A 23,673-nucleotide genomic window follows, 5' to 3' on the forward strand; every position below is an offset into this window, starting at 1 on the left:
GGCAAGGGCCTAGCGTGTTGTTAGGCCTTTGTTTTTCGAAAAAGAATAAGGCGGTTTGACAGAGTGTTGCCGCTATTTTCGAGCGCGTGCGCTTTTTTATACAGGAGGGAAACGAGATGGCTTTGAAACTACGGTCGGAAATGCCAGAATTGACAGGCGCGACAGAATGGCTGAATGGAGAGGTAGCGAAAGGGGATTTAATTGGCGACAAACCAACGCTCATCCACTTTTGGTCCATTAGCTGTGGCTTGTGTAAAGAGGCAATGCCAAATGTCAATGAATTTCGTGACCAATACAAAGACGAGCTAAATGTCATTGCTGTCCATATGCCGCGGTCTGAAAAAGACTTAAACATTGATGAGATCAAACAAGTTGCCGATGAGCATGGGATCACGCAACCAATCTTTGTCGATAATGAACATAAGCTGACAGATGCTTTTGAAAATGAATATGTGCCGGCTTACTATGTGTTCGATAAAGATGGGCAGCTGCGCCACTTTCAAGCAGGGGGCGGCGGTATGAAAATGCTGACCAAACGTGTTAACCGAGTACTCGGCATTAAAGAAGAAAAATAAGCAAAGACGCGCCTCTTTTTAAGGAGGGGCGTCTTTGCTTATTGGCCAATTGTTTGGTACAGTCAAGTTACGATTGAGCAGCGGAGGGCCATTATGAAAAAACAGTTTGCGATTATCGGCTTAGGGCGTTTCGGAGGAAGTGTCACAAAAGAGTTAGTGGAGCAAGGCGCTGATGTACTGGCCATAGATAGCGACCGCACTAAGGCAGACGAATTTCGTGACATTGCCACACAAGTGGTGATCGCCAATGCTACGGACGAACAAGTATTAAGGGAACTAGACATCCCGTTGTATGAGCATGTTGTCGTCGCGATTGGCAATGACATTGAAGCGAGCATTTTGGCGACGTTATTGTTAAGCGAAATGGGCGTTAAACACATTTGTGTAAAAGCGGAAACCGATCATCACGAAAAAGTGTTGAAAAAAATTGGCGCCCACCGCGTCCTTCATCCTGAACGTGAAATGGGAGCGCGGCTCGCCCATCATCTTTTATCCGACAACATTGTCGACTACATCGAGCTATCATCCCAGGATACGATTATTGAAGCAGTCGCGACGCCGTCACTTATAGGGCGGACGATACAAGACCTTAACATACGCGCGCTTTACGGCTGTACGATTATTGCTATCCGCAGGCAAGGGAGGTTGATGGCTGCTCCTCAGGCCAATGAAGGTATTCAAGCAGAGGATATACTTGTTTTGCTCGGGCCGAAAAAAGCCATTTATGCATTTGAAAAAGACTTTATTGCTAATTAATGCCTATTAAACAAGCCTGCCGACAATGTCTTTCATTGTCAGCAGGCTTGTTGTTATACTTCCATGATAATCGGCAAAATCATCGGTTTGCGTTTCGTACGCTCGTACAAAAATGGTCCGAGAAGCTCGGTCATTTCGTTTTTAATTTCAGACCACTGAGACGTTTTCTTTTCCATGACGCTGTTTAAATGTTTAGCAAGCATTTTTTGCGCTTCATGAATCAAATCGCCTGATTCTCTCATGTATACAAAACCGCGGGAAATGATATCTGGCCCAGCTGTGACTTTGAATTCCTTCATATCTAAGCTAACGACAACAATGACTAAGCCTTCCTCTGAAAGAATTCGGCGGTCACGAAGCACGATATTGCCAATATCGCCGATGCCATTCCCATCCACATAGACAGAGCCAGACGGAATTTTTCCGACGACACCTGCTTCATTAGGATGGAGCGCGAGGACATCGCCGTTATCCATAATAAAACAGTTTTCTTCTTTGACGCCACAGTCTTGAGCGAGGCGGTTATGAGTGCGCAGCATCCGATATTCGCCGTGGATTGGCAAAAAGTATTGCGGTTTCATAAGCCGCAACATTAGTTTCTGTTCTTCCTGCCCGCCGTGGCCCGATGTATGGATATCACTAAGTGGGCCATGGATGACATTTGCGCCAACCCGGTATAATTGGTTAATGATCTTTCCAACGCTAAGCGTGTTTCCTGGAATTGGCGAAGAAGAAAACACAACCGTATCCCCTGGAATAATTTGAATTTGGCGATGCGTTCCAAAAGCTATCCGTGATAGGGCTGCCATCGGTTCACCTTGGCTTCCTGTACAAAGAATCGTTACTTTGTTATCAGGAAGTTTGTTTAACTGTGAGTGCTCGATGAACGTATGTTTAGGCGCATTGATGTAGCCAAGCTCTTGACCAATGGTAATCGCCGATTCCATGCTGCGACCAAATACACATACTTTGCGGCCATAGTCGACTGCTGCCTGGATCACTTGTTGCAAGCGATGAATATTCGAAGCGAACGTGGCAAAAATAATGCGCCCATCGACTTTTTGGAAAACGTTGTTGATGCTTTCGCCTACTTTTCGTTCGGACATTGTAAAAGTCGGAATTTCGCTATTGGTGCTGTCAGACAGCAAGCAAAGTACGCCTTCATCGCCGATTTTCGCCATTTTCGTTAAATTTGCCGGTTCGCCAACAGGAGTGAAATCAAATTTAAAATCGCCTGTATGGACAATGTTTCCTGGCGGCGTTTTGACAACAACACCGTATGAGTCAGGAATGCTATGGGTTGTCCTGAAAAACGATACCGATGTTTTCGTGAATTTGACAACTTGGTCTTCTGAAATCTCGTGAAGCTTAGCGCTGCGTAGCAAGCCGTGTTCTTCGAGTTTTCCTTTTAAGAGGCCAAGTGCAAGCTTGCCGCCATAGACATCAATGTTGATTTCCCGCAACAAATAAGGAATTCCGCCGATATGGTCTTCATGGCCATGGGTAATAAACAAGCCTTTGATTTTATCCCGATTTTTGATTAAGTACGTATAGTCGGGAATGACATAATCGATGCCAAGAAGCTCGTCTTGAGGAAACATAATTCCAGCATCAATAAGAATAATTTCGTCTTGGAACTGAACACCGTACGTATTTTTGCCTATTTCGCCTAAGCCGCCTAAAGCGAAAACGGCTGTTTGGTTGTTTTTTACTTGTTTCATGGTTAGATGTTCACGACCTTAAAGTCGCTGTTTGTCTGCTCATATTCTAAATATGCACCAGTTACAGCTGTTACGTATTCAATGTTGAAGTTTTGCTTGGCCAACTTAAGGCGGACGTCTGCTTCACTTTCGCCTTCTATGTACAATGACTTTGTCCGTTCCCGTACAGGCATCTGTGCGGCGTCTTCTTGATAGTAAACTTTAAAAATCATTCTTACCTCTCCTTTAAATGTAGTCCTTCCATTATAATAGAAGTTCGCTTATATTTGAATGGTTTCCTTTATTCCCTGCTGCAATGACGAAAAGCCAACCTGATTGAAAGGCTGGCTTTCTTAGTTTTTCCAAGTTTGACATCCATTAAACGTCAAGCAATAATGATTTCGGCAGGAGGTTTCGGCAACCTTTGACTAGTTTTTTCCGCCATTTTCGTAACATCCCGTTCCACTCCTTTTCAATGCCCTTGTACATGTAGTGTATGCACGTAGGCATTGAAGAATCGAGGGAATTGTTGGCAGCTGTTAAAGCGCAAATCCAGGCAATGGTTTTTTGAAAGGGTCTTCGAGTCCCTCAATTCGGTCGTAAAACATAATGCCGTCTAAATGATCTAACTCATGTTGGAAAACAATAGCAATATATCCCCGCAAGCGCATACGCACGTCGTTGCCTTCATGGTCGACTCCAGTGATCGTTAAACGGGCACGCCGAGGCACAAGGCCGGGAACGTCACGGTCAACTGAGAGGCAGCCTTCGCCATTTTCAAGTTCATTCGTTTCAACTGAATGGCTAACGACTTTTGGGTTGGCGATTCCCATGCTGTAGAGGTTGCCGTTTTCATCTGTGGCATGGATAGCAAATAGCCGTTTAGAAATGCCGATTTGTGGCGCAGCTAAGCCTACGCCCGGACGGAGCCCGTATTTTTCGGCGACTTCAGGGTCTTGGCTGTTTTTAATAAACTCGAGCATGTCGACCAGTGTTTTCTTATCTTCATCTGTTAATGGCAATTCGACCGGCTTAGCGACTTTACGTAAAATTGGATTGCCTTCGCGAACAATGTCGTCCATCGTAATCATATGTACCACTCCTTATTTTCTCTATATAGTTTAAGGATATTCAGTGGCAGGCGCAAGTAGAAAAAGCGAGCAGACAATAGGCTGCTCGCGTGTCTATCTTATTTGCAAGGTCCAGGGCCAGGGCCGACTTCTTCGCCGCCGTAACCAAACCAAGATGCGCCGACAATGATCAAGAGAATGAACAGAACGACGATTAAGGCAAAGCCTTTGCCGCCACCGTAGCCGCCGCAGCCATAACCATAGCCGCCATACCCATAAGATTCACAACCAGGGCCGTAGCCGTAACCACCATATCCGTAACCCATATAAAAATTCCTCCTTTTTCGTCATCGCAAATATGTTAGGCGATTCAATACACATCATATGCCTCCACCTAATAAACGATTGGATATTCGCCCAGTTTTGCAGAAAATAGTTGAAGCATCTTGCCAAATTTGACCATGTCCGATAATGTGGTATTTGGGGCGAAAAAAGCTTAAACCGTCGAAGGAGGAGAAAATGTGTCGAAGACAAAACTTGCGACAATCGGCGTAGGATCGATTTTATTGCTGACTGCCTGTGGCGAAAATGCAACAGAAACCATTTATGACCATTTAGAAAATGCTGCGCAAATTGAAAAAGAAGGGTTTGAAGTGCAGCAAAAACCGCTTGTTCAGGCCGAGGAACATGAGGCTGATTTATATAATCAAATAATGGAACTGGACATGGAACAGTTCGAAGAAATCGTTTCGCTCGCTGATGAGGCGATTAAGTCCATCGAAACAAGACGAGAACTGTCTGCAAACGAGAAACAAAGCATTGAAGAAGGGTACGAAGAATTTTCAGCGGCAAATGAGGCATTCGCTGCTTTGGAAGAGGAACCGCTTGCTGATTTGGGACAAACACTCAAAGAAGCAATGGAAGCCCGCTATGAAAGTTATCAAAAACTGCATGAAGTGTATGCGGAGACGCTTGACTTAGACGAACAACTTTACAATTTGTTAAAAACAGAAGACCTTGATGTCGAGACGTTAACAAACCAAGTAGAGGAAACGAATGCCAAATATGAGGAGTTCCAAGAGGCGACGGACTTATTTAATGAACATACAAATACATACAACGACGCAAAACAAGCATTTTACGAAGCGTCAGATTTAGACGTGCGCTTTGAATAAGCGCACGTCTTGTATCTGTATTAGTTCACCGTCTCGATATTGTATAACACAGTTTCATTTTCTTACTAATTAATCATTTGTTTTAGGGAGAAATAAAGAAAGCAAGCAAAAGGATTGACGCATTGTTTCCTTTTCATGTAGACTTATGTCATAAGGTGAGTTGTACTACTGATAAGCAATTTTTTTTGTAACAGTTGAACGAATGCTCAGCCCCCGTAGTCAATGGCTTGTTTAAAAGGGGCCAGCCGCGGTAATGTATCTTTTAGGTTTGGGCATGCTAATGGGGATTTTATGGATGCATTAGGTCATGGATATAAAGAACAATTACCGCTTACTAACGAAAGGATTGGTGGACAAATTGAGTACGAAAACAATTGAGCAAGTCGAAGAACAATTTGAAACCTTCCAGATCTTGAATGAGGAAGGCGAAATCGTGAATGAGTCAGCAATGCCTGACTTAAGCGATGAGCAATTACAAGAGTTAATGCGCCGTATGGTGTATACGCGCATTTGGGACCAAAGGGCCGTTTCTTTAAACCGCCAAGGCCGCTTAGGCTTCTATGCACCAATGGGCGGTCAGGAAGCGTCTATGCTTGGCTCCCAATTTGCCCTTGAAAAAGACGATTGGATTTTGCCTGGCTACCGGGATATTCCGCAAATTGTTTTCCATGGCTTGCCTCTCTATCAAGCATTTCTATGGTCTCGCGGCCACTTCCATGGCGGCCAATTTCCTGATGGCCTAAACATTGCTGTGCCGCAAATCATTATCGGCGCGCAAATTGTACAAACAGCAGGGGTTGCTCTAGGGCTAAAACGGAAGAAAAAAGACAACATTGTCATTACGTATACAGGCGATGGCGGATCTTCACAAGGGGACTTTTATGAAGGCATGAACTTTGCTGGTGCCTACAATGTTCCTGCTGTTTTTGTTGTCCAAAATAACCGTTTTGCCATTTCCGTTCCAGTGGAAAAACAATCAGCAGCAAAAACAATTGCGCAAAAAGCCGTTGCCGCTGGAATCGAAGGCATCCAAGTTGATGGCATGGACGTTCTTGCCGTTTACAAAGCAACGAGCGATGCGCGCAAACGTGCGCTTGCTGGCGAGGGGCCGACATTGATTGAAACGCTCACGTATCGTTATGGTGCTCATTCTACTTCTGGTGACGACCCGACTCGCTACCGTACTTCTGAAGAAGAAGACGAATGGGGCAAGAAAGACCCACTTATTCGCTTCCGTAAGTTTTTAGAAAGCAAAAACTTGTGGAGTGAAGAAAAAGAAAATGAAGTGGTTGAACAAGCAAAAGAAGAAATTAAAGCTGCGGTGAAAGAAGCGGACAAAACGCCTAAACAAAAAGTAACCGACTTGCTTGGCTTTATGTTTGAAAACCCTCCTGTAAACATTCGTGAACAATTGGAAGAGTATACGGCAAAGGAGTCGAAGTAACTTATGGGTAACTGGACAATGGCTCAAGCGATCACGAACGCGCTTGCTAATGAATTAAAAACGAACGAAGATGTTCTCATATTCGGGGAAGACGTTGGCCAAAATGGCGGTGTTTTCCGGGTAACAGAAGGTTTGCAAAAAGAATTTGGCGAAGACCGAGTATTTGATACGCCGCTTGCCGAGTCTGGAATCGGCGGCCTGGCAATTGGCCTTGCCCTGACAGAGCATCGGCCGGTAATGGAAATCCAATTTTTTGGCTTTGTATTTGAAGTGTTTGACTCAATTGCTGGGCAAATGTCACGCTGGCGTTACCGCACTGGCGGAAAACAAACGATGCCGATTACCGTACGTTCTCCATTCGGCGGTGGCGTAAAAACGCCAGAAATGCACTCTGATTCTCTTGAAGGTTTAATGGCGCAAACGCCAGGAGTAAAAGTTGTTATTCCATCGAACCCTTATGATGCAAAAGGATTGTTGATTTCTGCGATCCGCGATAATGACCCGGTCGTGTTTTTAGAGCATATGAAACTTTACCGTTCATTCCGCCAAGAAGTGCCAGAAGAGGAATACACAATTGAACTTGGCAAAGCCGATATTAAGCGAGAAGGAAAAGACATCACGATTGTGGCCTATGGAGCGATGGTTCAAGCTTCTTTGAAAGCAGCAGAAGAGCTTGCCGAAGAAGGCATTGAAGCAGAAGTTATCGACTTGATGACAATTAGCCCATTTGACGTGGAAACAGTTGTGGCTTCAGTTGAAAAAACAAACCGCGCTATTGTGGTCCAAGAAGCGCAAAAACAAGCAGGAGTGGCTTCCCACATTGTCGCTGAAATTACAGAACGGGCGATTCTTTCTTTGGAAGCGCCGGTGCTTCGAGTTACGGCTCCAGACACGGTTTATCCATTTGCTGCTGCTGAAGATGCATGGCTGCCAAACCACCAGACGATCGTAGAAAAAGTAAAAGAAGTTATCAACTTCTAAATAACGATTGAAAAGAAAGCAACGAAGCTGGGGAAAAACCAGTATCGTTCTTTCTTTTATAGAAGATGATTTAGAGTTATAATGAAGGAGGCGTTTTAGCCGTGGCTTATAAATATAAACTGCCTGAAGTGGGTGAAGGAATTCACGAAGGCGAAATTGTGAAGTGGTTTGTAAAAGAAGGGGATGAAGTCAAAGAAGATGACATTTTGCTTGAAGTGCAAAATGACAAATCTGTCGTTGAACTTCCTTCTCCAGTAGATGGAAAAGTTCTTGAAGTGAAAGTGGAAGAAGGCACGACAAGCTATGTTGGCGATGTCATCTTAGTCATTGATGATGGCTCTGGCGATGATGACGCTGAAGAAGAAAGCAAAGAGGAAGCACCGAAAGAAGAAAAGCAAGCAGCCTCTGAGCCGGAAAAAGGACAATCTTCTTCTGAAGAAAGCGCTGAAGAAGAAGGTTCACGCGTCATTGCCATGCCTTCTGTACGCAAATATGCCCGTGAGAAAGGCATTGCCATTTCTAAAGTAAAAGGATCAGGCAAAAATGGCCGCGTATTAAAAGAGGATGTAGATGCCTTTGCATCAGGCGGGCAAACGGAAGAAGCGGCAGCTCCAAAAGAAGAAGAAAAGACTGCTTCCTCAAAACCAGCAGCTACGGCACAAGCCGGCGGAAACGAGCAGTTGGAAGAGCGCGTACCGCTTAAAGGCATCCGCAAAGCGATTGCAAAAGCAATGGTGAACTCAAAACATACGGCTCCACACGTGACACATCTTGACGAAGTCGACGTGTCAGCCCTTGTTGCCCATCGCAAACAGTACAAACAAATTGCTGCAGACCAAGGCACGAAACTGACGTATCTTCCATATGTCGTCAAAGCTTTGACGTCAGCTCTTCGCAAATATCCGGCTTTAAATGCGTCAATTGATGACGAAGCAGGCGAAATCGTCTACAAAAAGTACTTTAACGTCGGAATTGCAGCAGACACTGAGCAAGGCCTCGTAGTTCCTGTCGTCAAAGATGCTGACCGTAAGTCTATTTTTGCACTTGCTGATGAAATTAACGAGTTGGCTGGAAAAGCCCGTGAAGGCAAGCTGTCAAGCGCAGAAATGTCAGGTGGATCGGCAACGATCTCCAACCTTGGATCAGCAAGAGGACAATGGTTTACGCCAATTATTAACCACCCAGAAGTCATGATTTTAGGCATCGGCCGTATTGAAGAAAAGCCTGTTGTAAAAGACGGCGAAATTGTTGTGGGCACAATGTTGGCACTGTCAATCAGCTATGACCACCGTTTGATTGATGGCGTAACAGCGCAAAGCGCGCTTAACCAAATCAAGCGTTTGCTAAACGACCCACAATTACTATTAATGGAGGGGTAACAGATGGTTGTTGGAGATTTCGCACAAGAAGTAGATACACTCGTAGTTGGCTCCGGCCCAGGAGGTTACGTTGCGGCGATCCGTGCTGCGCAACTTGGGCAAAAAGTAACCATTGTCGAGAAAGGCAGCCTTGGCGGCGTTTGCTTAAATGTCGGCTGCATCCCATCAAAGGCGTTAATTCAAGCTGGGCACCGGGCTCATCTTGCCAAGTCTTCTGAAGACATCGGCATTCGCGCTGAAAACGTCGCTATTGACTTTGAGAAAGTCCAAGAATGGAAAGGCTCTGTTGTGAAAAAGCTAACGGGCGGCGTCGAAGGCTTGCTCAAAGGCAACAAAGTCGAAATCATCCGTGGCGAAGCCTATTTCTCCGGTGAAGACACTGTGAAAATTATGGATGAGAAAAGCTCAAGCACGTACAAGTTCAAACATTGCATCATCGCGACTGGCTCAAGCCCAATTGAAATTCCAAACTTCAAATACACAGATCGCGTCATTAATTCCACAGGCGCCCTTGCTCTAAAAGAGGTGCCGAAAAAATTGGTTGTTATTGGCGGCGGCTATATCGGAATTGAGCTAACAGGCGCCTATTCAAATCTTGGATCAGAAGTTGTCGTTCTTGAAGGCACAAAACAAATTTTGCCTGGTTTCGAAAAACAAATGGCAAAACTTGTTGAGCGCAAACTGAAGAAAAATGGCGTTACTTTCCATACAGAAGCAATGGCCAAAGGCGTTGAAGAAACGGATAACGGCGTAAAAGTAACAGCAGAAATCAAAGGTGAAGAAAAAGTGATCGAAGCTGATTACGTCCTTGTGACAGTTGGTCGTAAACCGAACACAGAGGAAATCGGCCTTGAGGGCATCGGGGTAGAAATGGATGACCGTGGCTACATTAAAGTAGACAAGCAAGGCCGTACGAGCGTGAAAAACATTTTCGCGATCGGCGATATTGTTCCAGGTCCGGCTCTTGCCCATAAAGCTTCTTATGAAGCTAAAGTAGCAGCAGAAGCGATCAGCGGCGAACCTTCAGAAGTTGATTATCTCGCGATTCCTGCCGTTTGCTTCTCTGAGCCAGAATTGGCGACAGTTGGCTACAATGAAGCACAAGCAAAAGAAGCTGGTTATGACGTTAAAGTGGCGAAATTCCCATTCGCTGCAAATGGCCGCGCTTTGTCTTTAAACGATGCCGACGGCTTTATGAAGCTCGTTACGCGTAAAGAAGACGGCCTTGTTATTGGCGGACAAATCGCTGGGCCAAATGCATCAGACATGATCGCTGAAATCGGTTTAGCAATTGAAGCAGGCATGACAGCTGAAGACATTGCACTAACAATCCATGCGCATCCTACGCTTGGCGAAATTACGATGGAAGCGGCTGAAGTTGCACTTGGCACGCCAATCCACACATTGTAAAAAGCAAATAAAAGCTCTTTAAGGGTTCTCCTTAAAGGGCTTTTTGCGTGTGTGCCCGGCATGCGCATGGGCTATAGGGTTGAAGTCCCGAACAGTGAAGGTCACTGTAACTGTTAGCCGACGACAAGGGTGTCTGGGGCGACTCAGAATCTGAAGGAAGTCCGAGGCAAACCTCTGCTCCGAGGAACACGAATCTCATCAGGCGCTTATTCTTGGATGAGGCTGCACGACAAGTCGAAGTCCTAGTGACCAAAGGGGATAGGCGTAAATGAGGCGGAGACATGGAGGGGAAGGACATGCGCTTACCCGGGGAGATCTAGTGATCGTGCGGAACACGTTCCGTAACCACTTGTGTGAACAGGTGCTGAGACATTAGAAGTCAGCAGAAGTCATAGTACATGTCTGATCTAGACAGACATGGAAGGACGGAATCAGGAAAGGAATAAGAGGACTTGGCGAACGCTGTACGTGTTGAAGCAGAAACATCTACGGAACCTACTCTCCCGCAAGAAGCGGTGAATCCCGCAGGGGGCTGGAGAGAGGGCGGAGCGTACAGCCACACAAGAAGACCCCTCTTATACGAAGGAGTAGAAATACATGTTGGATCAGATTCTATCAAGAGACAATCTCCTCCAAGCGCTCAAGCGCGTGGAGTCCAATAAAGGAAGTCCTGGTGTCGATGGGATGACGACAAAATCCGTCCGATCCTATCTCATGGAAAACTGGGACTCCTTGAGAAGGGCAATCATGGAAGGAACCTACTCTCCTCAGCCAGTAAGACGGGTCGAAATCCCGAAACCGTCTGGAGGCGTAAGGGCATTAGGCATTCCAACGGTGATTGACCGTCTGATCCAACAAGCCATCGCTCAAGTGTTGTCAAAGAAGATGGACCCAAGCTTTTCCGAAAATAGCTACGGGTTTCGTCCAGGAAAACGGGGACATGACGCGGTCAAAAAGGCGAAGACGTATATCCAAGAAGGGTACGGATGGGTCGTGGACATTGACCTCTCGAAGTTCTTCGATCGCGTCCATCATGACCGCTTAATGAGACGTCTGAGCCAGATCATTCAAGATCGACAAGTGTTGCGTCTGATTAGACGCTACCTTCAAGCAGGGATCATGGAAAACGGACTGGTTCAGCCGAGTACAGAAGGAACGCCGCAAGGCGGACCGCTCAGTCCGCTTCTTTCCAACATTGTGTTAGATGAGTGGGATCAGGAACTAGAGAAACGAGGCTACCGATTCGTTCGTTACGCGGATGACTGCCAGATTTACGTCAAGTCACGACGGGCGGCAAAACAAACGCTAACAAAGATGACGACGTTCCTAGAGGATCGTCTCCGACTTCAAGTGAATCGGGAAAAGAGCGCATGGGGGCGCCCGTGGGAGCGGAGCTTCCTGGGGTTCACCTTCACGCGCAACCGAAAAGACCCGAAGATACGAATCGCACCCACAAGCCTTAAACGATGTAAAGATCGCATTCGCGAACTCACCTCACGTCGCCACTCGATTGAGATGGAGGAACGAATTCGCAGACTGAATCAGTTTCTTATAGGATGGATAGGCTACTTTCAGTTAGTCGAAACGCCATCTTTCCTACAGAAATTAGACGCATGGGTGAAGAGACGCCTCCGAATGATCCGCTGGAAAGAATGGAAGAAACCGAAAACGAGACAGCGGAAGCTCGTCTCACTTGGCGCCAGGATAGGAAAAGCGTGGGAATGGGCCAATACGCGAAAAGCCTATTGGCGAATCGCGAAAAGTCCGATCTTACACAAAACCCTCGACTCTGCTTATTGGAAGAGTCAAGGGCTCAAGAGCTTAATGGAACGTTATGATACACTTCGTCAAACTTAACTGAAACCGCCGTATACGGAACCGTACGTGCGGTGGTGTGAGAGGTCGGGGGTTAGTCGCCCCCTCCTACTCTATTTAGAGAATAGCAATGTGAGAAAATCTATTAAGAAAAATAAAAAAACAGAAAAAAACTTGCCGAAAAATCATTCGTTTGTGCTATACTTATCACAAAATTTACCTAGTACTCATGGAGGATAAACATGGTAGAGCCTTTACTTCGACTGCAAGATGTGAAAACATACTTTCATTTGAACCAATCACGCACTGTGAAAGCAGTAGACGGCGTTACGTTTACCATTCATGAAAATGAAACGGTAGCGCTAGTCGGGGAATCGGGCAGCGGAAAAAGCATGACGTCCATGTCGATTATGGGGTTAGTGGATGAACCTGGAAAAGTAGAGGGGTCGATCCAGCTTGAAGGACAAGAACTGTTAAAGCGAACAGAAAAACAACTTGATCACATTCGCGGCGCACAAATAGCGATGATTTTCCAGGAGCCGATGACTTCTTTGAATCCTGTTTTTACAATCGGAAATCAGATAATTGAAACGATCAGAAAACATAAACAAGTCTCAAAAAAACAAGCGCACAAACGGGCAGTCGAACTGTTAAAGCTAGTTGGCTTTGCTCGCGCCGAAGAAAGCATGAAACAATATCCTCATCAACTTTCAGGAGGGATGCGGCAACGGGTCATGATTGCCATTGCTATATCATGCAACCCAAAGCTGTTAATAGCGGATGAGCCCACTACGGCTCTTGATGTCACCATCCAACAACAAATTCTTGACTTAATGTTAAAAATAAAAAATCAGTTTCAGTCTTCAATCCTGTTGATTACCCACGACCTTGGCGTTGTCGCTGAAACAGCTGATCGCGTCCTTGTTATGTATGCGGGTCAAATCGTTGAAGAAGCTCCTGCTTATGATTTGTTTACGAATCCGCTCCATCCGTATACGCAAGGGTTGCTGAAAAGCATGCCGAAGCTTGAAGACAACAAAGATAGGCTTGAGGCCATAAGCGGAATGGTTCCGCCAGCCCATCGTTTTCCACAAGGCTGCCGCTTTGCCTCGCGCTGTGAGTTTGCCACTCCACTATGCGCAGAAGCGATGCCTGAACTAGTGAACGTAAGCAAAACGAGGGATGTGCGCTGCTATCTATACAAAGAAGGCAGTGTAGAACCTGACAAGCAGCGGCTTAAAGAAGGAGCGATCAGCTAATGTCCAATGTGCTACTAGAAGCAAAAGGGTTAAAGATGCATTTTCCGATAAAAGCGGGCGTGATTAGACGTACAGTCGGCTATGTAAAAGCAGTAGATGGCATTACGTTAAACGTCTATAAAGGGGAGTCCCTTGGTATTGTCGGCGAATCTGGTTCAGGCAAATCAACACTAGGGCGGATGCTTTTAAGGTTGCTTGATCCAACCGAAGGGGAAGTTTATTTTAATGGGGAGCAAATTTCAAATCTTCCAAATAGAAAAATGCGTCCTTATCGTCGTGATATGCAAATGGTTTTTCAAGACCCGTATGCTTCGTTAAATCCCCGCATGACGATTGGAGAATTGCTTGAAGAGCCACTGCTTGTACATAAAACAATGAATACAAAAGCAGACCGGAAAAAACGGGCTGAGGAATTGCTAGAAACTGTCGGTTTGCCGAAGTCGTCTTACAATAAATACCCACATGAATTTTCGGGTGGACAAAGGCAACGAGTCGGTATTGCCCGTGCCTTAAGCACCAAGCCAAAACTGATTATCGGCGACGAGCCAGTATCGGCGTTGGATGTTTCGATTCAATCACAAGTGTTAAATTTGATGAAAGACTTGCAAGATGAATTTCAACTAACGTATTTGTTCATCGCCCATGATTTGAGCGTCGTTAAACATATTAGCGACCGCGTCGCTGTTATGTACTTAGGTAGAATTGTGGAGATTGCACAGAAAGACTCTTTGTATGAGACACCGCTTCACCCTTACACGGAAGCACTTATATCCGCTGTGCCTTCAACCGATGTCACAGTTAAAAAAGAGAAGATTTCCTTGAAGGGAGAATTGCCAAGTCCGGCGAATCCACCAAAAGGCTGTGCGTTCCATACACGTTGCCCACATGCTTACGAACGTTGCAAACACGAACGCCCAGAAATGACGGAGCAAAAGGCCGGCCATTTTGTTGCCTGCCATCTTTATACGGATTCAAGCCCATCACCAGTATAATGGCTCACTTTAAGTGAAGGAGGTGGTGCTCAATCGATTCAAGCAAGCTTAAATGAACAAAGCGGTTTAATGAAAGAAAAGGGGGAAATCGTGTTGAACAAAAAACCATTTTACACGTTTTTGCTGGCAACTGCTGTTGCAAGTACGCTAGCTGCTTGCAACAGCGATACTGGCGGTTCCGGGGAAGGCACTGACGGAGGAGAGGAAGGCACAGGAGGAGAGGCCGTTGAAGGCGGCAATGTCAATCTTGGAATGATGTCACCGCCAGACAATTTATTCAATCCGATCTTTTACACATCTATGTACGACTCTCATATTCTTGAAATCACTCATGAAGGTCTAGTCCAACAAGACGAAGAGTTTAACTTCATTCCTGAATTAGCAGAGGACTGGGAATTCAGTGACGACAACCGTGAGTTGACTTACTTTTTGCGTGAAGATGTAAAGTGGCATGATGGCGAAGATTTTACTGCCGATGACGTCGTCTTTACGTTTACGGCAATGGCCGATCCCGATTATGCCGGTGCAGGCGGGATACGCCAAAACTATGTAAACACCCTTGCTGGCTATGAAGACTACGTAAGCGGCGAAAGCGACACATTCGCTGGCGTTGAGAAAATAGATGACTATACAGTTAAATTTATTTTTGAAGAACCGAGTGTAAAGGCACTGGCTGATACATCAATGGATATTATTCCTGAGCATATATTTGGCGACGTGCCAGTAGCTGACATTCCATCTCATGCTGGGTCGATTAACGCTGGTGAAGTGATTGGCACAGGGCCGTTCCAATTGACTGAAATGCTTGAAAATGAGCAATACGTATTAACCGCCAATGAAGATTACTACAAAGGTGCGCCGAAACTAGATTCGATCACGTGGAATGTTGTCTCTGCTTCTGTCGTCGCAGGGATGTTGGAACAAGGCGAGCTCGATTATGTGCCTCGGGATTTTCCAGCTGCTGATGTTGCGACGATTGATGGGAATGACAATTTGACCGTTTTTGAACAAGCACAGCTAGGCTATCAATACTTAGGCATGAAAATCAATCATGGCCCTAACGATAGCTTAACCGACCCAAATTCTTGGGAGCCAAACGAAAAACTGCAAGACGTTGAGCTTCGCCAAGCGATTGTTCACGCGATCAATCGCCAGGAATTTATTGACGGATTTTTACGCGGCCACGGTGAATTATTGGATGCGCCATTTCCAAGCGCCTCTTGGGCATACAATCCTGATGCGGTTGAAGGCTTAGCTTATGACCCTGACCTTGCCAAGCAAAAGTTAGCCGATGCAGGCTATGAAGATGCTAACGGCGACGGTTTTGTCGAAGATCCAGACGGCAATGAACTCGTTCTCAACTTAGATTATCCAACGGGCAACCCAGTGCGTGAACAAGTCGCGCCTGTGATGAAAGAACAGCTAGAGGCAGTTGGCATTCAAGTCAACTTAAATACGCCACGTGAGGCGCCAGCTCATTTTGAAATTATTGAACAAAACGACACGGATGTCGATTTATTCTTGGCAGGCTGGTCCCTTTCTTCTGGCGACCCAGACCCATGGCCAATTAATGGCGGCACAGCAGGTTATAACTATTCACGTTTCCTCGACGAAGAGCAAGAAAAATTGTTGCAAGAAGCGGTTAATCCAGAATTGGCATTTGACAACCAAGAGTTCCGTGCAGAAAAATATGGAGAATGGGCACAACTCTTTATTGACAATGCCTATACGGTTCCACTTTACGCAGAAACAGAACTTCATGTGTACAACAAACGTCTGGCAGGCTTGACTATTAAACCGTTTACATTCAAAGACGAGACACATGAGTGGCACTTAACCGAATAGCGCGTGTCTGCACATTGAAGCAGCTGTAAAGCTGCTTCAACTTTCTTCAATTTGCTGGAATAAGAGAGGTGGCCCGGATGCTTAAATATATTGTGAGGCGTGTTTTGCAGTTTATCCCAATGGTCTTCATTTTATCAGTAATCGTGTTCTTATTTGCATATCTTGCTCCAGGAGACGCGCTGAGTGGAGAAGTGATTGACCCAAATACGCCACGAGAAGTGATTGAGGAACGCCGGGAAGAATTAGGATTGAACGATCCGGTACATATTCAATATTGGAACTGGCTCAAACGGGCAGTGACAGGCGATTTAGGGATGTCGACTCATTTCACCGGTAGGTCTGTCAGCGAGCTAATCGGGCAACGGCTCGGCAATACATTCTATTTAGGCGCATTTGCGCTTTTAATTACACTCATTGTGTCGATTCCAATTGGTATTTATTCTGCACGTAAAAAATATTCTGTTTTAGATTATGCGGCGACGTCATTTGCCTTTATTGGCCTAGCGACGCCAAACTTTTTTGCCGGATTGCTGGCGATTTATGTGTTTTCTTTTGGGCTTGGCTGGTTTCCAACGCAAGGTTCGATCGGTTCCCCTAATTTAACGGGATTTGACGCTTTTGTGAGCCGGATCCAGCACTTAATTTTGCCTGGCCTTACACTTGGTTTATCAAGTACAGCGATTTTTATGCGGTATATGCGTTCAGAAATGCTCGATGTAAAAGGGAGCGATTTTATCCGCACTGCTCGGGCTAAAGGCGTTGGCGCAAAGTCGGTTTTGTACAAGCATACCCTCCGCAATGCGATGATTCCTATTATTACGCTACTAGGTATGGAAATCGGCGTGCTATTGAGCGGCGCGTTCATTGTCGAAACCGTATTTAATTATCCAGGTATCGGCACGTTATTCTTATCCGGCATGGCCAATCGCGATTATCCAGTCATTATGGCGGTTAACTTGTTAATTGGCTTATCTGTTTTAGTCGGAAACTTATTGGCAGACATCTTTTATGCGGTGGCTGATCCGCGCATTCGACTTGATTGAGGTGAACGAAGAATGGAACCGAGATTAAATGAAACACCGAGTGTGTCCCCTCCAACGCCAACGTTGTCAGAGGAAAAAAGCGTCAGCCCTACAGTCCTTGCTTTTCGCCGGTTTCGCAAAAATAAATTGGCTCTAGCTGGCATTGTCTTTTTATCGTTTATCGTGTTGGTCGCTATTTTTGCTGATGTCATTGCGACACATGATCCGACTGCTTCCCAGCTCAGCAAAATCGAAGCGAAAGCAGATGGCGAAAACTGGTTAGGCACAGACGGTTCTGGCCGTGATAACTTTTCAAGGCTTGTCTATGGCGCGAGAATCTCCCTTACGGTTGGCTTTTTTGCAATGTTGTTTACGGTGTTAATTGGCGGAACACTTGGTTCAATCGCTGGTTATTATGGCGGGAAAATCGATTCTGTCATTATGCGTTTTACGGACATTGTCCTGATTTTCCCGTTTATTTTGCTGTTTATGACAATTGTGGCGATTCTAGAACGGACAACAGTGCCGATTTTTATTCTCGTTATCGCCATTACATCCTGGCCGCAAGTTTGCCGAATTTTACGAGGAACGTTTCTTTCCATTCGCGAAAAGGAATATGTTTTAAGCGCCCGAAGTATCGGCTGTTCCGATTGGCGTATCATCCGCAAGCATTTTTTACCTAATGCGGTCGGGCCGATCATCGTCAACGCGACGATTGTCATGGCGATGATGATTGTCGCCGAATCAGCATTAAGCTTTATCGGTTTCGGCGTCCCTCAGCCTACACCGACATGGGGAAATATGCTAACAGAAGCACAAAGCGTCCGCTTGCTACGCAATAATCCAGAAGCTTGGTTGCCCCCTGGATTATGCATCTTGCTTACTGTTCTTTCGATTAACTTTATTGGCGATGGTCTCCGCGACGCATTTGATTCAAAAGCATAATGGAGCAAAAAGAGCAAAACCAACGCTTTTCGCGGTGGCTTTGCTCTTTTTATTGTTTTAAGGCTCCTTCAAGCCGGGCGTATAAGTCTGTGATGTCGTGTTTGCCGGAAATGCGCAGTTTTTCGTCATCGCCTTTATAAACAAGCATCGCTGGAAATTCATCTATGTCATAATAATTGATAATATGGCGCTCGCTTGCGTCACAAATAACTAACTCTGTTACCTGTTCTCCTAAATCCTGTTGGACTGCTAATACCGCGTCATAGTAATTGGCTTCATCTGAAAGTCTGTCAGGATCGGAAAATATAAGCGTAACGCGATCCTCTTTCTCGTTAGAATGGAGCTGAGGAGACGAAAAGGAGGGAAAAATCGAACAGCCTTGCAGAAAAAAGATGAAACAGCCGATGAACAGAAGGCGTAACCCTTTATTTTGCATTTCTTCTCCTCCTTTTTGGTAAATAAGTAATCGCAGCAATAACTGAAATCCATTTTAGCACAAGGAAAACGGTCTTTTTCTAGCGTCATAAAAATGTAAAATGACTGTGAATCGATTGTAAATCTCGCAAAAAAAGCTCCTAGATCGATTGCATCTAGGAGCACACCAGTCAGTCTTTTTTTCTGTCCTTCTTCTTGTCTTTTGTTAGTTGCCGAAGTTTTTGCTGTTCTTTGCGAAGCAACATCTGTTCCCGTTTAATGCGCTCCCGTTCATTACGCAAAGCTAGGCGTTCTTGCCGGAGCCGTTCACGGTTTACTGCCAGTGCTGCTTTTTCATTGCGGAGTTCTTTAAAAAGCGACACAATCATTAAAATGATAATCACAGCAAATGGAAAAGCACCAATGATCGATGCCGTTTGCAGGGCTGCCAAACCTTGTTCGCTCGTTAGCAATAGCACAGCGGCTGTTCCAGAAATAATAACGCCCCACACCAACTTTACCGCATTAGGCGGGTTTAGAAGGCCACCAGTCGTCTGCATACCGAGCACGACCGTGGCCGAGTCGGCTGATGTTACAAAAAAGGAGGCGATTAGAATAACGGTAAGTATGGAAACGAAAAAGGTCAATGGGAATTGCTCAAGCAAGGCAAACAATGCCATTTCTGTGCCGCCTGTTTGCATTTGCCCATAAAGGGCACCTGTTTCGTTTTCAAAAAAGATGCTAGAGCCGCCAAATACGCTAAACCAAAAAGCGCCGAACAAAGACGGCAGTGCGATAACGCCAATGACAAACTCGCGAATTGTGCGCCCCCGTGAAACACGGGCAATAAATGCCCCGACGAAAGGCGACCACGAAATCCACCATGCCCAGTAAAACAATGTCCATTCTTGCACCCAAGAAGATTCTGGGTTATAAACATCCATGCTAAAACTCATGCCAAAAAAATTTTGTGCATAGCTGCCAATGCCTTGTGTAAAAACACCCATTATGTAACTGGTCGGACCGAGAAGCAACACAAAGGCCATTAAAATAATAGCAAGTCGTACATTAAAATTACTTAATATGCGAATGCCTTTGTCGACGCCGGTTGCCGCCGAAATACAAAAGAGAATTGTTACAATAGCAATGACAACCAACTGAAATACATTATCGGAAAACGAATTTAATGCAGGAAACAAATAGCGAAGACCGGCTGTAATTTGTGCGGCTCCGAAACCGAGTGATGTCGCTGTTCCAAAAACGGTCGCGAACACGACAAAGACGTCAATGACCTTGCCAAGCGGCCCTGTAATGCGGTGGCCAATGAGCGGCCGGAATGTCGAGCTAAATAAAGCAGGCTCGTCTTTGCGGTACTGAAAATAGGCGAGTGCCAGCGCCACAACAGCATAGATGGCCCATGGATGGATGCCCCAATGAAAGATCGAATACCGCATCGCCTGGGCAGCTGCATCTTGCGTGCCTGGTGCAGCATCTGGAGGAGCAAAATAATGGGACAGTGGTTCAGCCGCTCCCCAAAAAACAAGACCGATTCCCATGCCGGCTGTAAAAAGAAACGCAAACCATGTCATATAGCTGTATTGAGGTTCCTCTTCAGGTTTACCAAGTTTAATACTTCCATAAGGGCTAAAAATTAAGTAAATGCCCACGCCTACATAAAAAGTGGCAGAGAGCAAATAGAACCAACCAAGTTCAGATGAGATAAAGCCTTGGATGGAGTCCATTACGGTCGCCATATTTTTGGGAAAAAATACTCCCCAAAGGATAAAGGCGCTTGCAATTGCAACAGCCGTTCCAAATACTGAAGTTGTTTGTTTCATTTGTACAATCTCAACCTTTCCTTGTTGTCCACAAGTCGTCATCATACCATAGGATGGCAAACAATCCAAGGGAAGATACGCCGATTTTCATCGCAATCGCTTTATCATACCCGCTTCTTTGGGCGAATAAACGCAATTGATTAAAATAATCGTTTGCTTTACAGTTGTCGAATGAAGGCAGTCTTTGCTAACATGGCTACAACTGAAAGGGGAGGAAGAAACAACATGAAAAAATGGGTGGCAGTTCCCGTCTGCTTGCTCGTGCTAACAGCTTGCGGAAATGAGTCTGATAACTCATCGCAAACGGCGACAGAGGCAAACGAGAGCGAAAGCGACAAAGAGCACGCTATTACAGAAGATGAAAATAGCAGTGAGGATCTTGAAAAGCCAGAAGAAAATGAAGTCGAAGAGCAGGATAGTGAACCTTTATACGAAATCAATTCAAACAGTTGGACAGTAGAGCCGATCGAAGGAACAGACGCTAATGAAAAAGTGGTTCTTCTAACCATTGACGATGCACCTGATGCCTACGGGCTCGAAATGGCGCAAACACTGGAAGAGCTCGACGTACCGGCGATCTTTTTTGTCAATGGCCATTTTATTGAGGATGAAGAGGGGGCAGAAGAACTAAAACAAATTCACGACATGGGTTTTGCGATCGGCAATCATACGATGAGCCATCAAAAGCTTGATGATGTGGAGGAGGAAGTGCAGCAGCAAGAAATTGTTGAACTAAATAACCGGATCGAAGAAGTAATTGGCGAACGCCCCCGTTTTTTCAGGGCGCCTCATGGCATTAATACGGAGTATTCCCGTAGTCTGGTTGAGGAAGAAGGCATGACGAATATGAACTGGACTTATGGGTACGATTGGGAAAGCGAATACCAGAGCGAAGAAGCCATCGCCGACATTATGGTCCATACTGAACTTCTTACCAATGGCGCTAATTTGTTAATGCACGACCGTGAATGGACGGCAGGCGCTCTTGAAGAAATTGTGACTGGCTTGCGAGACAAAGGTTATGACTTTGTTGACCCAGCACAATTAAACTAACTCTCAAGCCACCCGAACTGGGTGGCTTATTTATTTTTAATGTGACATGCTAAATAGCCTTGACGAAATAAATGAGCCATACTATTATGAACATAAGCGATAGAAAGCGATTTCAACCTAATGAAGAGGAGCGATGCAAGTGGGTACAATTGTTTGCCAACATTGTAATGAAGCCGTGGAGCATTTCGAAGGGGAAAAAGTCAGCCGTTTGTACGCGGTATCATCTTGCTCACGTTGCCAGCAACAAACGACTGAAACGCTCGCAAAAAAATAGACAATAGTGAACACCTTGCAAGGATGACTGGCAAGGTGTTTTTTCTGTTTACGCATAAATGCGGAACTTCTTTTTTAGAAAGAAAAAATCAAACGAAATAGCTAAAAGAAACGTTTTGTTTTCAATTTAATTCCAATTAAACAATTCTATAGATGCGGGTATTTAGGCGAGTTCTAAAGTATTTCTAAAATTTGATGAGGTTGGATTGTGTCACCATTTATCGAATCGTATACTAAATGACGTTCAATATCACGATGAGGAAAGAAGGAAGAACTAAGTGAACGAATCAGCAATTCAGTCACCACGAGAAACCCCCTATTTTGTTATTTGTCTCTTATTTAGCATTCTAGTCTACATACTTGCAGTCATTTCCGTTATTGGCATCGGTATTGTATTGGCTGTCTTTGCGATCTTGTATGTCACTCAATTATTAGCAATCGGTTCTATTCGTGGGAACGGCGTCCGAATTCATGAGCATCAATTTGGCGATATCTATGAGCGTGTGGTCGCGATTTCAAAGAAAATGGGTATCGAGAAAGTACCTGATGTGTTTGTCGTTGAAGCAGAAGGTCTAATGAACGCATTCGCAACGCGCTTTTGGGGCAAGCATATGATTTTACTCACCTCTGACGTATTTGACCTTGCAAGGGAAGCTGGTGAAGCGGAACTCGATTTTATTATCGCCCATGAATTGACCCACATTAAACGCAATCATGTGTGGAAAAATGTCCTTATTGCTCCAGCTAAGCTTATTCCCTTTTTAGCACAAGCGTATAGTCGCTCATGTGAGTATACATGCGACCGTGCTGCTGCTTACTTTACAGGAAATGTGGTTGCAGCAAAACGGGCTTTAGCGATTTTTAGCATTGGCAAGCGTTTAGCGCCAGAGTTAAATGAGGAAGCGTTCAGACAACAAATCGAAACCGATTCAAACGGAGCGGTTTGGCTTAGTGAAGTGTTGTCGACACACCCAATACTACCAAAACGAATTCAATCCATTGCTGTATTTGCTAACGAACAAGGAGTCAATGTTTATAGACAAAAGGGCGGTGTGATTGCTCTCGGACTAGGATTGGTCGTGGTGGGTGGCGCGTTCGTGTATGGTGCAGTCCTGCTCTCAATTGTGTTCGGCTCTCTCATATACGGATCGTTTGCTGATGAACTCGATCCATCCTTTTCTAGTGGATACGAGCAATTTAATTGGAGCAGCACCGATACGACAAATGTTGGGAGCAGCGTCGATAGTAGTTCTAGCGACAGGTCGCCATTGTTCCAGGCTGTCATTGCAGAAGACAATGCAAAAGTAAAACAACTTTTGCAAACGGGCGATTTTGACGTGAATGAAACGGATAGTTCTGGAAACTCGCTCCTCTATCATGCAACCTTTTATGAAAACAAAGAGCTAGTAGAAGAGCTGCTTGAGGCGGGGGCAGATCCAAATGACTATTTTCAAGATGACAGCCCGCTCGTTTCCGCCGTTTATTACGATGACTATGACACAGCCTTGCTTTTGCTTGACTACGGGGCAGACCCTTATTACGAAGATTCTTACGGCGACAGTGCCTTATCGCTAATGGAGGCAGAAAATGAAGAAGAACTTAGGGACAAATTAGTTTTTTATGCAGATTAAATAGAACAAAGGAAAAAAGCGTGCTGAAAATATCCGATTTTCAGCACGCTTTTTGCGCTTCCCTATTGTCGGTTAACACTAGCAACACGCACGTAC

22 protein-coding genes are annotated in these 23,673 nt (G+C 45.2%); 16 read left to right on the forward strand and 6 right to left on the reverse strand.

The window, feature by feature from the left end:
- Window positions 1–116: 116 nt before the first annotated feature.
- Both BC8716_RS15880 and BC8716_RS15885 read left to right on the forward strand, forming a co-directional pair.
- Window positions 117–575: a TlpA disulfide reductase family protein gene (locus BC8716_RS15880; RefSeq protein ID WP_281256402.1), complete on the forward strand. Its 459-nt coding sequence runs from the start codon at window positions 117–119 to the stop codon at window positions 573–575.
- Between the two features lie 93 nt (window positions 576–668).
- Complete coding sequence (locus BC8716_RS15885; protein WP_094427247.1) at window positions 669–1,331, forward strand: potassium channel family protein; 663 nt, start codon at window positions 669–671, stop codon at window positions 1,329–1,331.
- A gap of 53 nt (window positions 1,332–1,384) precedes the next feature.
- Here the strand turns inward: BC8716_RS15885 and rnjA are convergent, their stop codons facing one another.
- From rnjA to BC8716_RS15905, 4 genes are all read right to left on the reverse strand, one after another.
- Window positions 1,385–3,052 (reverse strand): ribonuclease J1, encoded by a 1,668-nt coding sequence (gene rnjA, locus BC8716_RS15890; RefSeq protein ID WP_094427250.1) that lies wholly within the window; start codon window positions 3,050–3,052, stop codon window positions 1,385–1,387.
- A 2-nt stretch (window positions 3,053–3,054) separates the two neighbouring features.
- The gene (locus tag BC8716_RS15895) at window positions 3,055–3,264 is read right to left on the reverse strand and encodes a DNA-dependent RNA polymerase subunit epsilon (protein ID WP_094427252.1); all 210 of its coding nucleotides are present in this window, start codon (window positions 3,262–3,264) and stop codon (window positions 3,055–3,057) included.
- Window positions 3,265–3,570: 306 nt separating this feature from the next.
- On the reverse strand, window positions 3,571–4,122 hold the full coding sequence (def, locus tag BC8716_RS15900; protein WP_094427254.1) for a peptide deformylase: 552 nt from the start codon (window positions 4,120–4,122) through the stop codon (window positions 3,571–3,573).
- 98 nt (window positions 4,123–4,220) lie between these two features.
- Window positions 4,221–4,427: a YjcZ family sporulation protein gene (locus tag BC8716_RS15905; protein WP_094427256.1), complete on the reverse strand. Its 207-nt coding sequence runs from the start codon at window positions 4,425–4,427 to the stop codon at window positions 4,221–4,223.
- 195 nt (window positions 4,428–4,622) lie between these two features.
- Between BC8716_RS15905 and BC8716_RS15910 the strand changes: the two genes are divergently transcribed.
- The 11 genes from BC8716_RS15910 (at window position 4,623) to opp4C (ending at window position 18,368) form a co-directional block, all read left to right on the forward strand.
- Window positions 4,623–5,276 (forward strand): YkyA family protein, encoded by a 654-nt coding sequence (locus tag BC8716_RS15910; protein ID WP_094427258.1) that lies wholly within the window; start codon window positions 4,623–4,625, stop codon window positions 5,274–5,276.
- A gap of 307 nt (window positions 5,277–5,583) precedes the next feature.
- Window positions 5,584–6,720: a pyruvate dehydrogenase (acetyl-transferring) E1 component subunit alpha gene (gene pdhA, locus BC8716_RS15915; RefSeq protein WP_050748978.1), complete on the forward strand. Its 1,137-nt coding sequence runs from the start codon at window positions 5,584–5,586 to the stop codon at window positions 6,718–6,720.
- 3 nt (window positions 6,721–6,723) lie between these two features.
- Window positions 6,724–7,701, forward strand: a complete 978-nt coding sequence (locus BC8716_RS15920; RefSeq protein WP_094427260.1) for an alpha-ketoacid dehydrogenase subunit beta — start codon at window positions 6,724–6,726, stop codon at window positions 7,699–7,701.
- A gap of 101 nt (window positions 7,702–7,802) precedes the next feature.
- Window positions 7,803–9,080: a dihydrolipoamide acetyltransferase family protein gene (locus BC8716_RS15925; RefSeq protein WP_094427262.1), complete on the forward strand. Its 1,278-nt coding sequence runs from the start codon at window positions 7,803–7,805 to the stop codon at window positions 9,078–9,080.
- 3 nt (window positions 9,081–9,083) lie between these two features.
- Complete coding sequence (gene lpdA / locus BC8716_RS15930) at window positions 9,084–10,490, forward strand: dihydrolipoyl dehydrogenase (RefSeq protein WP_011247260.1); 1,407 nt, start codon at window positions 9,084–9,086, stop codon at window positions 10,488–10,490.
- Between the two features lie 597 nt (window positions 10,491–11,087).
- Entirely contained in the window at window positions 11,088–12,347 is a 1,260-nt protein-coding gene (gene ltrA / locus BC8716_RS15935; RefSeq protein ID WP_094427265.1) for a group II intron reverse transcriptase/maturase, read from the forward strand.
- A 200-nt stretch (window positions 12,348–12,547) separates the two neighbouring features.
- Window positions 12,548–13,564, forward strand: coding sequence for an ABC transporter ATP-binding protein (locus tag BC8716_RS15940; RefSeq protein WP_094427267.1), 1,017 nt, complete (start codon window positions 12,548–12,550; stop codon window positions 13,562–13,564).
- Complete coding sequence (locus BC8716_RS15945; protein WP_094427269.1) at window positions 13,564–14,556, forward strand: ABC transporter ATP-binding protein; 993 nt, start codon at window positions 13,564–13,566, stop codon at window positions 14,554–14,556. Before BC8716_RS15940 ends, BC8716_RS15945 begins: the two co-directional genes overlap by 1 nt.
- Window positions 14,557–14,649: 93 nt before the next feature.
- A complete protein-coding gene (locus tag BC8716_RS15950; protein ID WP_157730470.1) occupies window positions 14,650–16,401 on the forward strand; it encodes a peptide-binding protein in 1,752 nt (583 codons plus the stop codon).
- Window positions 16,402–16,478: 77 nt separating this feature from the next.
- Complete coding sequence (locus BC8716_RS15955; RefSeq protein ID WP_094427273.1) at window positions 16,479–17,444, forward strand: ABC transporter permease; 966 nt, start codon at window positions 16,479–16,481, stop codon at window positions 17,442–17,444.
- Window positions 17,445–17,456: 12 nt separating this feature from the next.
- Window positions 17,457–18,368: an oligopeptide ABC transporter permease gene (opp4C, locus tag BC8716_RS15960; RefSeq protein WP_094427275.1), complete on the forward strand. Its 912-nt coding sequence runs from the start codon at window positions 17,457–17,459 to the stop codon at window positions 18,366–18,368.
- 49 nt (window positions 18,369–18,417) lie between these two features.
- On the opposite strand, the gene BC8716_RS15965 is transcribed toward opp4C, so the two are convergent.
- Window positions 18,418–18,804 (reverse strand): hypothetical protein, encoded by a 387-nt coding sequence (locus tag BC8716_RS15965; protein ID WP_094427278.1) that lies wholly within the window; start codon window positions 18,802–18,804, stop codon window positions 18,418–18,420.
- Window positions 18,805–18,973: 169 nt separating this feature from the next.
- A complete protein-coding gene (locus BC8716_RS15970; protein WP_094427280.1) occupies window positions 18,974–20,620 on the reverse strand; it encodes a BCCT family transporter in 1,647 nt (548 codons plus the stop codon).
- A gap of 225 nt (window positions 20,621–20,845) precedes the next feature.
- Here BC8716_RS15970 and BC8716_RS15975 point away from each other — a divergent pair, with 225 nt between their 5' ends.
- From BC8716_RS15975 to BC8716_RS15985, 3 genes are all read left to right on the forward strand, one after another.
- Window positions 20,846–21,673: a polysaccharide deacetylase family protein gene (locus BC8716_RS15975; protein ID WP_094427282.1), complete on the forward strand. Its 828-nt coding sequence runs from the start codon at window positions 20,846–20,848 to the stop codon at window positions 21,671–21,673.
- Window positions 21,674–21,806: 133 nt separating this feature from the next.
- Complete coding sequence (locus BC8716_RS15980; protein WP_094427284.1) at window positions 21,807–21,947, forward strand: GapA-binding peptide SR1P; 141 nt, start codon at window positions 21,807–21,809, stop codon at window positions 21,945–21,947.
- Window positions 21,948–22,224: 277 nt separating this feature from the next.
- A complete protein-coding gene (locus BC8716_RS15985) occupies window positions 22,225–23,577 on the forward strand; it encodes a M48 family metallopeptidase (RefSeq protein ID WP_094427286.1) in 1,353 nt (450 codons plus the stop codon).
- The last annotated feature ends 96 nt before the right edge of the window (window positions 23,578–23,673 follow it).

This window comes from Shouchella clausii, from assembly GCF_002250115.1.
Classification (GTDB): Bacteria; Bacillota; Bacilli; order Bacillales; family Bacillaceae_D; genus Shouchella; species Shouchella clausii.